Origin of the sequence: Sulfuricurvum sp. (genome assembly GCF_049587615.1) — a bacterium.
Classification (GTDB): Bacteria; Campylobacterota; Campylobacteria; order Campylobacterales; family Sulfurimonadaceae; genus Sulfuricurvum.
On the sequence record NZ_JBAVEF010000046.1, the window covers coordinates 73,846 to 88,575 of the forward strand.

Sequence of the window (14,730 nt, forward strand, 5' to 3'; positions counted from 1 at the left end):
CCCGTCTCCTTTAATAAGCTGAATAATAATAATAATCGAGATTTTTGAAAAAACGGTTTCCAAAAAAAACGACAAACATCCAAAACACAATCGATCCCGCCAAAAGACCGATGACCGCATATTCATATCCCATCAAACGACTTAGAATCAACCCGACAACCACATTCACAATAAGGCCGGCCATTATCCCTTTTAAAACGGCTTTGTAACGTGAATAGGAGAAAAAGAAAAGGATATTGGTCAGCGCATTGGATAAAAAAGCATAACTCACCGCGGCGAAAGCAAAAATCCATGGGGTAGGCGCAATGAAAAAGATATCCAAAAATTCCCAATCGGTATATTTAGCCAATAAATAAATACCATAATAGACAAAAAGGATAACAAAAAACGATGCCACAAAAAAAACGATATTGTATTTTAGGAAAAAACGACGATAACTGCTGTTAAATTTATCCGCTTCATCGTAACGATGGGCAATAATATCATCATTCACCCGATACATGAATTCATAAATAATCACTTCACTCATCCCGATCAGCAAAATCAAAACAATCAAAGCCCAATCCAGTCCCAGTTCATCACGAACGTTAAACCAAATAAAATAGGGTTGCAAAGGGATAGCACTCCACGCAAGAATCCGATCGGTCACCAAAAACATAAAGTAAAAGGTCCCGTACATCATATAGGGGTTGAGGGAATAAAACAGAAGCGATAACCTGGGTTCCGCATCCCCCTCTTTTTCGCGACTTTTATCGGTCAGTTTTTTGACTCTTCGAAAAGCGTCCACAAAAACAACAATATTGGTTATCACCAACGATGCCACTTGGGAAACTATGATGCCGAAATGAAAGAAAACATGCAAAAGATAGACCAAAACAACCCCGAGAAGGACATACAGAGCAATCGACCCGTACAATTCCATCATGTAAAAAACCGCAAAAGAGGTAAACAAAAATGCCAGCAGAAAATAATAGACGACCATGTAAAGAAGCATAGTACCGGGAATATATTCAAAAAAAAGATTAAAGAGGATCATGAGCAATCCGATAATAAACGCTTGAATAAAAAAAATTTTAAAAAGCTTTCGGGTGATTTTATAGGCGAGATTGTACTCTTCCATTTTGATGTAAAAAAGTCCTTTTCGCCCGATGGCCTGAGCCGGCCCCCCGGTAGCCACCAAGGCGGCAAAAGTTCCCATGGCAATCGCCGTTGCCGTCCGAACATCCAAATCCAGACTCGACCACAATCCATAACCGATAACCAAGGTAAAAAAAACCTGAAGAAGCATCGGGAGGGCAAATGCCATCCCTTCAAAATAGTTGACGATGATTCGCTTTACTTTTGAGGGAGGAGCTTCCAGTTCATACGTTTTCACTTCGTATTTGTAATCATCGATGAAGACGACCAGCATCTTCGCAAACTCAAACAAATCGTTGAAACCGTATTGCTCATGAGCATCGATATCGCGTAAACCGTAAATTTCCAAAAGGGCAGTGATCTCCCAATGATTGAGCGGTTTTCCTTTTCCTTCCGTCAATGTCTCATACAAGGCCCGCCATTCTCGGACTTGCTGAAATATTTTAGGGTCCGGGCCCGGATAGATCGCTTCAGATACCATTATTCGTCTTCATTCTTAAACATATTAGAGAGTTCCGCTTCGAGTTCATCATCGCTCAATTCATCTTCCGGCGCTCTCACATGTGAAGCGATCTCTACGGATGCAGGGATGGCATACAAATGCTGATACATGTTGCGATAGTTGTATACCATGTCTTCAATCCGAAAACCGTTTAGGATATGTTCCCGCGCGGCAATTCCCATCTCTTCGGCCATAACCCTGTCGTTTAAAACCAAAAGAACTTTTTCGGCAAACTGCTCATAGTCTTTGGGTTTCACGACAAATCCGAACCCTTCCAGAACCTCTTTTGTCCCGCCGACATCGGAAGAGACCATAACCCTTTCACACGCCATCGCTTCAATAACGACAAAAGGGAAGGCTTCGGATATGCTTGTCAGCATCACAACATCCCCTTCATTGTAGGCTTCTGCGGGATTGGACGTCAATCCCGCAAAGACGAAATTCTTCTGTACCCCCAACGAATCGACCAAACGTTCGCACCGTTCGTAATAATCAGGATCAAGCTTCGGTCCGTACATTTTAAACCATACCTCCGGAATCTCCTTCGCCACCAGAGCGCAGGTATGGATGAAGGTCTCGATATCTTTCAGCGGGTCAATTCTCGCGATCATCACTACGGTCGGACGAGGTGAACGGGGGACATCCAGCCGTTTAAAGCGATCTGTATCAATCCCGTTGTAGATCGTAGAAATACGCGAGGGGATCGCCCCCCATTTTATTTCCCATCGCTTATTGTAATCGCATACCGGAGAAATCACATCGGCATGATGATAATTCATCCTTGCAACCATCGTAATCAGGTTCATCAAAAACTCTTTGGTTCGGAGCGGCATTTTGACACGTGACGCCTGAAGCATCTGTTCGCGGATATAAATCCCGTGTTCGGTCAGCAAAAAACGGCTTCCGTGCAGTTTTTTGGCAATGATACACGGCAAGCCGCAAAACGCGGCAGCGGAAGAGTGATAGATATCGGCATACGGAACCGGAGGTAGAAGAGTTATAAAAAATCGGAACATATACCGCAACGCTTCAACCGTATCATAGACCGAAGGAACCTCTTGAGCATCCGCATAAATTTGAGCTATCTTCTGCTTGAAGGTATCCCACACCAGTTTGGAACGAAACGTGGTATGATAATCGTACATTTGAAAAAAGGAATAGAACTGGAAAAGGGTATCCCCCAGCTCGTCCATGTCATTTCGAAGGCTGTAAATATGGTCGATCAGATTATCAAAGATCGGAATAAATTTTTCCCGGATAGCATTGTCGGTTGTTCTGATTTTAGAATAAATGATCGATGAAAAAGGGATGGAACGAACGTATTCCGTAGGCTCTTCCGTCCCCCACAGGGGAACTTTCAATACATCGATGACATTTTCCGGGATTTCGTATTTTAACTTGACATAAGGGTGCATCATAATCGGCATCAAGATAAAATCGATCTCTTTAAGATTTTGTATCAGCAAATGGGCCCAGACGCTCACCCCCCCCACTTCGTAAGGGTATGTCCCCTCTCCCGCTAAGACGATACGTATCTTCTCGGAGTTTTCACTCATTGCTCCGAACCGCCGGTTAATATGCGAAGTTCAAATACATTCCGTGCCTGCCGTATTTTTGCCGATAAAATCCCTTCTTCCACCTCAATCATTCTTTTCATAGCGACCGCATACGCGGCATAAGGGTCCACACCCCCTTCAAAACGGTATCGAGCGATCTTCAACTGCCGTTCAACAATCTCTTTTTGTACCGAGAGCAGCTGCAGCATCTGTGTTTCGCGTTCACTTTCAACAAAAAGCTTGTTCACGCGAAGGATCGTATTATGCTGAAGGATCGAACGATTGTTTTTTTCTTTCAACGCTTCGACCATCTTTTTTTCGACGGCTAAGTGTTTATTTCCGGTATCCAGCGGGTAGGCCGCTTGCAGCGTAACCGCCCAATTTATCCCCTGTGACTCAGAATCGGTAATATCGGTTACGGTATTGGAGTAACCGACACCGGCAAACGAGTTTAAGTTGACCAGCCAATCGTTTCGCCCCTCTTCGGTCAAAATTTCCCCTTTTTTAAGGCGGAAAAGGAGGTCGGCGACCTCAATCTGAGGATTTTTTTCCATGGCTTTTTTCTGAAGTGTTTCTATCGAATCTACCGGCGGCGTTATGTGCGGCCAGGCCAAGACAAGCTCCTCATTGGTTGTCATATTTGCCGCATGTTTAAAAGAAACCGTTGCATTGTAAAGGTCAAATTGCAGCCCCAAAAACAATTTTTCAAAGGCAAGTTTGTCGATTTTCACATTAATCTGGTCGTAAACATTATCACTGACCCCGTTCTCAACCTTTTGCATGGTCATGCGATAGAGCTTATCTGTCAATTCCTGATACCGCTGCATGTAGTTCTTACGCCCCTGCAATTCCAATAATTGCAGGTAAAGTTCGGCGCCGTACAGCGCAACCTGGTCTTTAGCCGATAATTTTTTAAACTTTGCAAGCCGTTCATTCAGGGATACATTCTCATTCCTATAATAATGACGGCTGCCATCGTATAAGAGTTTATTGGCCTGAAATCCAATCCGACCGGTGAGGGTTGTCCCCATCCCCTCTGTGGGAGTAGGAAGCTGATTTGCAGAAAGAAGTGCCTGAAAGGAAAGATCAAAATCGTATCGGCTTTGATCCATAAGATTTTGAAGCTGATCGAGTTTTGCTTCATAGTTTCCATTCGAAACAGTAAAATTATCCTGTAAAATCAAATCGATATACGTTGGAAGGGTCAAATCTCCTTGGGATAATGCAAAATTCGTCGGTGTCGCAACAATGACGTTACGCAAAGAATTTTTTAGCGGAAGCGTTGCTACTGCTTTATCGTGGGACACGAGCAATTCCGGCGGTGATAAAAGATTGATTTTAGCAGCTTCTGCAGTATTTTGAAGTGTATCCGATAGGATCGGTTTTCGCACAATTGTGTTTCTAGAATTAATCGCATGACTCTCAGCCGCTGACAAAAGGAGCGCCATTCCCACTACGATCAAGAGAGGCGATTTACTATTTTTCTGGAACACTCTCTCTCCTTTTAATGATATTCAATCATAGTTTTGTTGATATCAAATCGTACATTGGGCAATTCGGTCAACGACATCGTGGTGACTAACGGTTTATACCCTTTCATCAAAGCGATTTTATAAATACGAGCCATCTCTTCAGGCTCTTGCGGGTTCCAGTAATCGACACTGTAACGCTCTATCGGTTTTTTGGGGAGAAATCGAAAGTCATAGGAAAACAATGAAAATTCTTTTTTCTTATAATTATACCCTGAAATCGTTGACTCATACAAGAGCGCATCGATAGGGACTCTGTCGGCGATTTCAAATCCACGGTTAAGCATCAGTTTCAGAGTCGGATACCGTTTTTTAATCGCTTTGATAAGAGCGATAATTTTTATGGTTGATTCATCGCGTGCGATTAATGAATCCACGGTGTCCAGAAACAATCCGTTATAACCGCTTTTTATAATCGGAGGAATGACCTCTTGCAGCAGCAACTGTTCCCACCTCCCGTCCGCAATGTTGATGTGATAACTTCCCCATGCCTGATTCTGGCCGGCAAGCAACCCGTTTTTTTGCATCTGTGCAAAATAGCGCCGGCAGCTTCCCACTTCTCCCAGACTTACATAGGCAAAAGTTCGGCTGCGCACATGATGCACATCTTTGTAGAGATCAGGATCCAGGACAACCGTTTCATACCGTTCAAATGTTTTAGGCTCGTAACTGCTGCCGTAGTAAATCAACAAAGGGTATTTTGCGTAGAGGGAAGTAGCGACGAGCAATAGTGTGAGGGGGCGAAAGAAAAAATGACTAAGACGCGATTGCCTCATCGATTCTAATGGAATATAATGTTCTCTTCTGCATTCTGGCGTGGTTTGAGAAGAAAAACAATCTTGCACGCATCATCCCACAACAATCATAACAGAGGCACTATCCAACGTCATACGGACTTAGCGGTTAGAGAGGGCAATAGCAAGATTATACTGAGCACGGCTGTGCCCTTGCTCTGCTGCTTTACGATACCATTTGATCGCTTCATCCGGATTTTTTGCAATCCCTGTCCCTTCAGCGTAGGCCAGTCCCAAATAGAATTGGGCATCTGCATGTCCCTGCTTAGCCGCTTGCATATACCATCGGACTGCTTCTGCCTCATTTTTGGCAATGCCGCGCCCTTCGGAATAGAGGAGACCCAGATTAAACTGTGCGCTTGGATGTCCTTGCTGCGCTGCCTGAGCGAAAAGAGAGGCTGATTGAGAATCGTTTTTGGAAACACCCCGTCCTGAGAGATAGGCCAAAGCAAGATTATACTGAGCGTCGGCATACCCTTGACGTGCCGCTTCACTGTACCAGCGAGCCGCTTCCGTATCATTTTTGGTGACGCCGTTTCCTTCAGCGTAAAACAGTGCAAGAGAGTATTGTGCGCGAGGTTCCCCCTGCTTCGCTGATTTCATGAGCCATTTTGCCGCTTCAGAAACCGTTTCCGGATTCGATGAGGAGATCTGATTTTCTGCCTGAACCGGAGGAATTGCATAAACAGGAACCGATGCTTTCGGGGCTATCGGTGCACTTTTAACCTCTTCACTTAGCCCGGATTGAATCGCTTTTTTCTTACTACTTTTTTTGCCATTTTTCTTGACTTTCTTAGTGACTTTCTCTTCCGCTTGAGCAACTGCTGAAGGTTGTGCGACCGATTGGAGCTGTGCTTTTTCTCCCTTTGAAGAGCCCTCTTTGGCAGAGGTGACATTGGCATAATTCATTTGAAGAATTTTTTGGGCTTCTTGATCCCCTTGTGCAGCTGCTTTGGAAAACCATTTAGCCGCCAATTGGTCATTTTTTTCAGTACCGATTCCTGCACCGTACATTAATCCCAAATTGTATTGGGAATCAACGTGCCCCTGCTCTGCGGCTTTTGCATACCATTTGAACGCTTCCGTATCGCTCCGTTTGACTCCGTACCCGTTTTCGTACAAAATACCCAAATTGTGTTGGGCGGCCATGTTCCCTTTTTCAGCTAAAGGTTGCCAAATTTTGATTGCGCTTGCATAATCTTTTTTGTCAAAAGCTTTTAACCCATCTTCAAACGGGGCTGCGAGAAGAACGGCCGACAATGCGATACTGACGACAGAAAGGCGCCACAGAGAAAAAGCGGAATCTGAAAAAAACATCAGAGCAAATCCTTATGTTAAGGTAAATTAAAAAATTCTAAGTCACGGAACAATTTGACAATAGTATATCGTAATTAACATTAGACTTTTTTCAAAATCCATTTAACTCGCTTCAGGAGAGCGAATCTAAAAATATTTTTTTCAATTTCCGATAAATGGTTTCAAAATCGGTCGAGTAGACCCGCGTTTGCGCTATAGAGGTGATAAAGTTGGTATCCCTCTCCCATCTCGGGACCAAATGGAGATGAATATGTTCGGCTATCCCCGCCCCGCCCGCTTTGCCCAAATTCATTCCGATATTCACACCATGGGCACCGAAATTCTCTTTGAGAAGAGCGACCCCTTTTTGCGCCAAGCCACTCATATGGAGCCATGTGTCGGAATCAAGCATCTCTAGGGCATCGGTATGGTGATGAGGGATAATCATAAAGTGACCGGGAGTATAAGGGTAGCGGTTCATCACGATAAAGCAGTGCTCATCACGATGCAATACATGCAATGTCTCATCATCCTGAGGGTGGGTACTGATATGGCAAAACACACACCCCTCAATCTTTTCACCCGTTACGTAATCGTTTCGCCACGGGGCGTAAAGGATATTTTCCATTATAGACCTTTCAAGTCCGTTCGCCCTGAGCCTGTCGAAGGGTAACTAACCCATGGTTCGACAAGCTCACCATGAACGGGAGTGCTTAAATAAAATTCGGTGCGTCGTTGGCAAAGAGAATGATGTCACCTGCTTTTGTCACTTCACCCAGCGTTTTTACCATCTGCGATTTATCACTCAGCATGATTTTCTGAGGGACGTTCAACTCTTTGTCAAACTGCGCTGCATTAAGTTGCCCCGTGATAATCGCAATATCAAAAACGCCATTGATTGCACGGATAAGCTCGCTGTTAAGCTCTTCAGTACTCTCAACCAATCCCGGTGTCACGATTACCTTACGGCCGCTGTGGAGAGAACACAAACGTACCCCTTCCAGCATACCGTCAATATTGCCGTTGTAACCGTCATCAAGGATGATTTTACCCCCGGCATCGATCCGCTCAAGACGGTGTTCGACGCTTTTGAGTTTTTCGACTGCTGAAACAATTTCATCCGTCTTCATCCCCATCTCCTGAGCGATCAAGATGGCGGCATTGATGTTGATCGTCTGAAACCCGCCGAGAACAGAGGTATGAAAATGACGATCTTCGCCGTTCATGTTCAGATCAAAATCGATTCCCTCTAAGGTCGCTTGGAGGTTTTGGATATCATCCCCGAAGAAAGTCACTTTTTCATGCGGTTCATCGGTCACTGAGGTATGGATGAAAGCCCGTTTAAGACGATCTGAATGGATGATTTCAAGTTTGGTACGCTGAATACGTTCCAGCGTTTTAAAATACTCCAAATGCTGCGGTCCTACTTTTCCCACAACAACGATTTGAGGGTGAAGGAGCTGCGCAATCGCATATATATCTCCGATTTCACGCGCTCCCGCTTCACAAATATAGACTTGCGCATTGGTCGGAAGCGATTCATTGACATCGCGGATAATACCGCCGAGGGTATTGACACTTCGAGGGGTTGCATAGACGTTGTATTTATGAGCCAACACCTGAGCAATAAAATTTTTCATCGAGGTTTTTCCGTAGCTTCCGGTTACACAAATGATGGTGAGATCGTGCATCGAGGCGATTTTGGTTTTCGCCTGACGCTTATAGGCTTCGAATAAAAACTTCTCAATCCCCCAGGACAAAAGATACGTCAAAACAAGAGGAAAGATGACACTGTAGGTATTTCCCCACCCTTTTAACGCCATAAGCAAGTTCAGAAACACCGTAACGGAACCCAGAAGAATCAAAAACCGTTTTACGCGCCACGTCAGAACCAGCTTTTTATCGAGACGTTTGATCCACACCAAAAGAAGGGGAAGATAGATGAGGACGACATAAGAGGCATAGGCTCCGCTCCCATAATAGAGGATAAACGGGGCAATAAAATAAAGAACGTGCCACCATTTTTTATGATGACGCAATACCACACGCTCAATCCGATAATCATACCACTGAAGATTGGTAATCAAATACCATCCTAGAGCCATTACAAATACGACATTTGCAAGAAATGCGGCCAATTGTCCTAATTCCATATTTTTTCCTTAGTGTTCCAAACTTTGTAAAACGGTTTTTTCAATCTCTTTGGCGAGCGAAGCGCTCTGTTCCAAAAAGAAATAGTGATCGCCGTCAAATTCGACCACTTTCGATTCCGGTATGAGCTCCGCGATTTTATACGCCGTCCACATCGGCGTTGCCGTATCCTGGCGACCGAAGCAGAGAAGGGCTTTCCCTTTAAACAGACGAAATTTTTCGGTGAAATCTTCATTCACAACCTGCTTGAACGTCTCGTACATCGGCTGAGAGAGTCCCTGTGCATCGGGAGCTACGAAAAAACGGCGCAAAGAGGTGAGTCCCGTGAATTTCAATACTTTGAAAAGTAAGATTTTTGCCCGTATTTTGAGAGGCTTGGGAACTAAAATACCCGCCGAACCGACTAATACCAAGAGATCAGGATTCAGAAGGGTCGCAACTTTGCCTCCGAACGAATGTCCTAAAATGATTGTTTTGGCAGCATCGATTTGGGAAATGAAAGATTCCAATATATTCGCATAATCTTCCGTACACAGAGCCATATTGCACGTGCTGTTGCCAAACCCTGGCATATCAATGTAAATATGGCGAAACTGCCTGAGATGTGCAGCGAAAGCGTGTTTCATCAGGTTTTTATGAGAACCCCAGCCGTGTAAAAAAATAATGTCGTAATGGGCATTCGGATTCACGATTTCATAGCTGATCGAGAAGGTATGGTGCTGGTATTGAACCGTTTTGACTGCCACGTTTATTTCCCTTTGGCTTGGGAGATAGAGTGGATGTAATCGTAATTGACCCGAATCGCTTTTTTGTCAGGCAAGGATCCGAGAAGCTTTTGGATCGAGGCGCTGAAATCTTCAAAAAGATAGTTTGCCATTGATCCCGGGATCGGATTGATCTCATTCAGATAGACCTCCCCCTCGATCTCGAAGAAATCGCATCGGATCAAAGCCCCTTCGAACAGCGGAGCGTAGATGGCTTTAAACGCATCACGCAGCTGCCCTACCAACGCTTCGCTCACCGCCGCTTCGGCGACATGTCCCGAACGGGAAAAATCGAGATATTTTTTCTCAAAATCGAGAAATTCCGCTTTTTGCGGCTCTTCGACGATCGAGTAGGTGATCTCGCCGCGTGCGCTGAATCCTGCCAAATTATACTCTTTGACCCCTGCCATAAACGGTTCGATCACTACGACCTCATCGAATTCGAACGCCACATCGAGGGCATAATCGAGTTCACCGGCTTCGCGGACGATGCTTACCCCGATCGAGCTTCCCAAACGGGCCGGTTTAACGATAAAAGGATACGCTGTAGCAACGGCTCTTTTTTCGTCTTTACGAACAATCTCATACGGCAGTGTTTTGACGCCGAGAGATGCGGCAAGCCATTTGGTATAGTGTTTGTCAAAGCTGAACATCGACGCCTCTTTGCGTGGGCCGATAAAAGGGATATGAAAGAAATCGAACAGCGATGCGATCGAACCGTCTTCTCCGTCTCCGCCGTGAATCAGGTTGAGAACCGGCATCTCATGTCTTTTGGTTCCAAACAGCCCACGCTGCTCAAACCCGCCGTTTATCAAACCGAGTTTAGCCATCTTGCGGTGTTCTCCGCGTGAAAACGTCACCGCTTTCATTTTTGACGGCTCGATCAGATAAAACTGGTGATCCTGATCGCAGAAGATAAAACTCAAATCAAATTTTGATTCAAGTTTTCCTTTGACGGTAATCGCACTGACGATACTGATTTCGTGTTCATAACTGGCTCCGCCGAATAAAATGGCTAATTTCAATGAATATCCTTTAAAGTTTTTGAAGTTGTTTCAACGCCTCTTTAACGAGTGCTGGCGTATCGGTTGCATGGGACTGGCTGAGCGCCTTGGCAATCTGCTCTTTTTTGAATCCGAGTGACTCTAGCGCCATCATGGCTTCGGTTGTAGCAGAATTGACCGATGGAGCCGTATTGAGTAGAACGGCATCAAAACCGGCCAATTCCACCATAATCCGTGCCGCACTTTTAGGTCCGATCCCCGGAACTTTTTTCAACGCATTGACATCTTTAGATGAAATAATACCCGCAAACTGCTCCGGCGTAAAGGTCGAACAGATCGCAAGTGCTGCTTTTGGTCCTATTCCGTTGATTTTGAGCATCCCCTCAAACAAAATCTTTTCGCTTTTTTGGGCAAAACCGTACAACTGTTGAGCGTCTTCACGAATAACATGATGGATATGCAATCGCGCTTTCTCAGAACCGATCGTGCTGTAGGTATGCAACGAGATAAAAACCTCATAAATAACACTGTTTACATTCAGATGAACCGATGTCGGTTCTTTAAAATCAATAATTCCCTCTAATCCGATAATCATTTCGATAACACCTTAATTGAAAATTCCCCTTCTTCGTCTTCATGCAGCCCCAATATATGTTCCTCTTCATGCTGGCCGGGGATATACATTATATTGACAGGGGGATCAATCAGTTTGAAAATAATTTCATTGTGATTGCGCCAACTGTCATGGTTAATGATACGGGCTTCAAAAATCCCGCTTTGAAGAGCCGCACGCTTTTCGCTCAGCCCGCTATAGTGATCCTCTTTTGTTTTTAATGACGCGCGAAGTTCATCGAGCTTTTCTTTAAACTGTAGATGTTGTTGGTATTTTTCGACAAATGCACTCGGCATTTTAATTCCATTTTGCTTGTAATGGACAAGTTTACGCTTGATATCTTCCATCAAAGAAGCATTTTCTTGCCATGTGTGTTCATATCCGACAAGTTCTCTTTTGATCTCTTGTATTGCATGCTTCGTTTCTTCCATCAGCTTTGTCTGCTTTGAGAGAACATCGATAGATTCATCCAGCAGCGGATCAATCACGAATAAATTTTCACCCCCGTGAAGATTTGTAATCTCAATCTTATGCGATGCCGTCATTTTCACATGGGAGCCCAACAACTCGATGGTAATCTCACGTGCCCGAATTTTTCCCCCTGTGGCTTGACGGATAAAAACTTTTTCTGCTTCGACGGTCCCTTGTTCCAGCCGGGTGATATTGACGATTTTACCGTAGGCTGTCCCTTTATGGATATTTATGGTCAATTCATCGGCACTAATCGTAGCGCTTTGATGGACCTGTCCCTCTACGGTCGCTTTTTTAGCGGTCACTTTAGCATTGGAACCGATATTACCGTCAATATTGATGACGTTGACGGTAACCTCCATTCCAATTCCGATTGCATCTTTCATGGAATCTTTTTCCGTCACATTGATGGAGACATCGGCATCCAGCTGCGTATCAATCGAGCCGGTTGTTTTAAAACTGATTTCCTTTACGTCCACTTCGGTTTTTATATCGTACATCCCCCCCTCAAAGGTGACGTATCCTCCCGTTCCCGCTCGGTATTCGATACTTTTAGGGGTATCGATGACTTTTATCTTTTCTCCGATTGTAAACGTAGGTTCAAATTTGACAACCGGCTCTGTTGGAGCAATAAACTCCCCGCGGCAATTACGCCCGTTTTCTCCCGGATGGGGTTTGATGTACTCAATCAACAATTCATCCGCAACCGTACTGATCACATACCCCCGTTTTGCGTAATCGATCCGTCCGTGTTCATCCATATTTTTGCGTTTGGCATCATAATGGAGGATTAAAGTATCATTAACGGTTGGAACCGGTTCGTACCCTTGTGCGATTAGATAGCGTTCTTGCGTTTCAAACCGATACACCTCTTGAACTCTGATTTTTGCCAAAAGTGCACTAAGATTCGAAAGCATCACGGAATCAAATAATCCGATCATCATATTGGCACGAAGTTTTTTCTTATTGACGAGTTGCAGAAAATCTTCTTGGAAGCGATCGTAATAACGAGCGATACTCCCGGCTTTGATCGTCAGATAAATTTTACACAGGGTTGAATTCCCCCCTATTGAAATATCCATCGTATCAAACGGAGTCGGTTCCGTGATCGAAAAAATTTCAATTTCATAAACCTGTTTGAGTTCAAAACGGGGGTTTAAAAAAAGGGCTTCATCCAAATCTCTCATCTCATCTGAAGAGAGCTCAATCCACTCTTCCGCAGTCCCTTCTTTCGTTGTTTTGCAAAAGGTTTGAGTGTCGAGGAGATTAAAATCAAGGGAGCGGACCGATACTTTAAAATTGGTAGAAGCTTGCAAAAGCTCTTTGGCAACATTGGAAGTACGAACAACAATAGGCTTTATCGATGCCTTTATCTCTTTGTGCTCGTCTTCTTTGTTAAACAACCCCATTGTGTGATCCTTTACATCAGTGCCCCTATTTTAATCACATATCGGTTAAAATTGCGTAAAATTTATCTTTGGACTTGCTATACACTATGTTTAAATCGATATTTTCCAACTCTTTTGGTATCCTCATCTCCCGTGTTACAGGGCTTGCAAGAGATATTTTAATGACGTCCGCTTTGGGTGCCAATGTGTGGAGTGATATCTTTTTAATGGCGTTCAAATTTCCAAATCTCTTCCGCCGTATCTTCGCGGAGGGGTCATTCACCCAAAGCTTTATGCCCTCTTACATCGCCTCCAATCAAAAGAGTGTCTTTGCCGTTGCCATCTTTATCCGTTTTATGGCTTTTATCGTTGCCCTCTCTTTTTTAGTCACCCTCTTTCCGGGATTTTTTACGAAAATGCTGGCGTGGGACTGGGGACATGATCTGATCTCGCAAACCGCCCCACTTACCGCGATCAATTTCTGGTATTTGGACCTCATTTTTATCGTCACTTTTCTAGGGACGCTGCTGCAGCACAAAGAGCATTTTTTCACGACCGCTTTTTCGACGGTTTGGCTCAATATCGCGATGATCGTTGCCCTCATACTCTTCACGAACTCTGATCCGAAAACGATTGTCTATGCCCTCAGTTTTTCGATCCTCATCGGAGGGGTGCTCCAGGTAGCCACCCATCTCTATGCGATCCGTCAGCAAGGACTGATGAAAATCCTCATAGGGGGATGGAAATACCGTAAAAGCAAAGATGTCAAAGAAGAAGAATCGAAATTTAAATCGCTCTTTCTCCCTTCGGTCGTCGGGAATTCCACCGCCCAGATCGCTTCGTTTATCGATACCTCTCTGGCCTCGTTTTTGGCGGCGGGATCGGTCTCGTATCTCTTTTACGCCAACCGTATTTTTCAGCTCCCGTTTGCCATTATTGCCCTCGCCATCACCACCGCACTGTTTCCTACCATTGCCAAAGCGATCAATAACAACAATAACGATCTCGCATTCAAGAACCTCCACAAATCGTTTTGGCTGTTAAACGCACTGCTCGGAATATCGGTACTGGGGGGAATCCTCTTAGCCGAACCGATCATCTGGCTCCTGTTCGAGCGGGGAGCCTTTGATCAGGGAGATACCCTTAATACCGCCGGCGTACTGCAAATGTATATGGTCGGGCTTATCCCTTTCGGCCTCGCCAAACTGTTTTCGATGTATCTCTATGCTCAGCATAAACATCTTAAAGCGGCAAAAATTGCCGTCATATCCCTCGTTGTTAACCTCATCTTCTCTGTCATTTTAATGCAATCCATGGGGGCGGCAGGTTTGGCATTGGCAGGAAGTATCGGAGGAGCGGTACAACTGATCCTCACGGTCAAAGAGGTAGGTTGGAAAATCTTTTTTGATCTTCTAAAAACCCGTTTCAGCCTCTATTTTATCCTCGGTATCGGAGGATTTGGAGCGGCGTTTTACGCTTTAAATCAATTTTTGATACACTTGATACGTTAAAACGATAGGAAATA

Annotated in this window: 12 protein-coding genes; 1 reads left to right on the forward strand and 11 read right to left on the reverse strand. The window is 44.5% G+C overall.

What is annotated here, in order from left to right:
* Positions 1 to 10: 10 nt before the first annotated feature.
* From WB308_RS07960 to WB308_RS08010, 11 genes are all read right to left on the reverse strand, one after another.
* Positions 11 to 1,618: a hypothetical protein gene (locus tag WB308_RS07960; RefSeq protein ID WP_424190695.1), complete on the reverse strand. Its 1,608-nt coding sequence runs from the start codon at positions 1,616 to 1,618 to the stop codon at positions 11 to 13.
* Positions 1,618 to 3,195: a GT4 family glycosyltransferase PelF gene (pelF, locus tag WB308_RS07965; RefSeq protein WP_424190697.1), complete on the reverse strand. Its 1,578-nt coding sequence runs from the start codon at positions 3,193 to 3,195 to the stop codon at positions 1,618 to 1,620. Before pelF ends, WB308_RS07960 begins: the two co-directional genes overlap by 1 nt.
* Positions 3,192 to 4,688 (reverse strand): TolC family protein, encoded by a 1,497-nt coding sequence (locus tag WB308_RS07970; protein ID WP_424190699.1) that lies wholly within the window; start codon positions 4,686 to 4,688, stop codon positions 3,192 to 3,194. Before WB308_RS07970 ends, pelF begins: the two co-directional genes overlap by 4 nt.
* A gap of 11 nt (positions 4,689 to 4,699) precedes the next feature.
* Complete coding sequence (locus WB308_RS07975; RefSeq protein ID WP_424190701.1) at positions 4,700 to 5,500, reverse strand: endo alpha-1,4 polygalactosaminidase; 801 nt, start codon at positions 5,498 to 5,500, stop codon at positions 4,700 to 4,702.
* Between the two features lie 120 nt (positions 5,501 to 5,620).
* Complete coding sequence (locus WB308_RS07980) at positions 5,621 to 6,835, reverse strand: SEL1-like repeat protein (protein WP_424190703.1); 1,215 nt, start codon at positions 6,833 to 6,835, stop codon at positions 5,621 to 5,623.
* Between the two features lie 112 nt (positions 6,836 to 6,947).
* On the reverse strand, positions 6,948 to 7,442 hold the full coding sequence (locus WB308_RS07985) for an HIT family protein (protein ID WP_424190705.1): 495 nt from the start codon (positions 7,440 to 7,442) through the stop codon (positions 6,948 to 6,950).
* Between the two features lie 85 nt (positions 7,443 to 7,527).
* Positions 7,528 to 8,967 (reverse strand): Mur ligase family protein, encoded by a 1,440-nt coding sequence (locus WB308_RS07990; protein ID WP_424190707.1) that lies wholly within the window; start codon positions 8,965 to 8,967, stop codon positions 7,528 to 7,530.
* Positions 8,968 to 8,976: 9 nt separating this feature from the next.
* The gene (locus WB308_RS07995) at positions 8,977 to 9,711 is read right to left on the reverse strand and encodes an alpha/beta fold hydrolase (protein WP_424190709.1); all 735 of its coding nucleotides are present in this window, start codon (positions 9,709 to 9,711) and stop codon (positions 8,977 to 8,979) included.
* Positions 9,712 to 9,713: 2 nt separating this feature from the next.
* Positions 9,714 to 10,754, reverse strand: a complete 1,041-nt coding sequence (locus WB308_RS08000) for a D-alanine--D-alanine ligase (RefSeq protein WP_424190711.1) — start codon at positions 10,752 to 10,754, stop codon at positions 9,714 to 9,716.
* A 10-nt stretch (positions 10,755 to 10,764) separates the two neighbouring features.
* The gene (ruvA, locus tag WB308_RS08005; RefSeq protein ID WP_424190713.1) at positions 10,765 to 11,328 is read right to left on the reverse strand and encodes a Holliday junction branch migration protein RuvA; all 564 of its coding nucleotides are present in this window, start codon (positions 11,326 to 11,328) and stop codon (positions 10,765 to 10,767) included.
* Entirely contained in the window at positions 11,325 to 13,226 is a 1,902-nt protein-coding gene (locus tag WB308_RS08010; protein WP_424190715.1) for a flagellar assembly protein A, read from the reverse strand. The genes ruvA and WB308_RS08010 overlap by 4 nt, the downstream gene beginning before the upstream one ends.
* An 86-nt stretch (positions 13,227 to 13,312) precedes the next feature.
* On the opposite strand from WB308_RS08010, the gene murJ reads away from it, so the two are divergent.
* Positions 13,313 to 14,716, forward strand: a complete 1,404-nt coding sequence (gene murJ / locus WB308_RS08015) for a murein biosynthesis integral membrane protein MurJ (protein WP_424190717.1) — start codon at positions 13,313 to 13,315, stop codon at positions 14,714 to 14,716.
* The last annotated feature ends 14 nt before the right edge of the window (positions 14,717 to 14,730 follow it).

Bases quoted from the DNA above. Each gene is read 5' to 3' on its own strand.
- WB308_RS07975 (WP_424190701.1), bottom strand. From the start codon at position 5,500: ATGAGGCAATCGCGTCTTAGTCATTTTTTCTTTCGCCCCCTCACACTA.
- WB308_RS07980 (WP_424190703.1), bottom strand. From the start codon at position 6,835: ATGTTTTTTTCAGATTCCGCTTTTTCTCTGTGGCGCCTTTCTGTCGTC.
- pelF (WP_424190697.1), bottom strand. From the start codon at position 3,195: ATGAGTGAAAACTCCGAGAAGATACGTATCGTCTTAGCGGGAGAGGGG.
- ruvA (WP_424190713.1), bottom strand. From the start codon at position 11,328: ATGATTATCGGATTAGAGGGAATTATTGATTTTAAAGAACCGACATCG.
- murJ (WP_424190717.1), top strand. From the start codon at position 13,313: ATGTTTAAATCGATATTTTCCAACTCTTTTGGTATCCTCATCTCCCGT.
- WB308_RS07960 (WP_424190695.1), bottom strand. From the start codon at position 1,618: ATGGTATCTGAAGCGATCTATCCGGGCCCGGACCCTAAAATATTTCAG.
- WB308_RS07990 (WP_424190707.1), bottom strand. From the start codon at position 8,967: ATGGAATTAGGACAATTGGCCGCATTTCTTGCAAATGTCGTATTTGTA.
- WB308_RS07985 (WP_424190705.1), bottom strand. From the start codon at position 7,442: ATGGAAAATATCCTTTACGCCCCGTGGCGAAACGATTACGTAACGGGT.
- WB308_RS08010 (WP_424190715.1), bottom strand. From the start codon at position 13,226: ATGGGGTTGTTTAACAAAGAAGACGAGCACAAAGAGATAAAGGCATCG.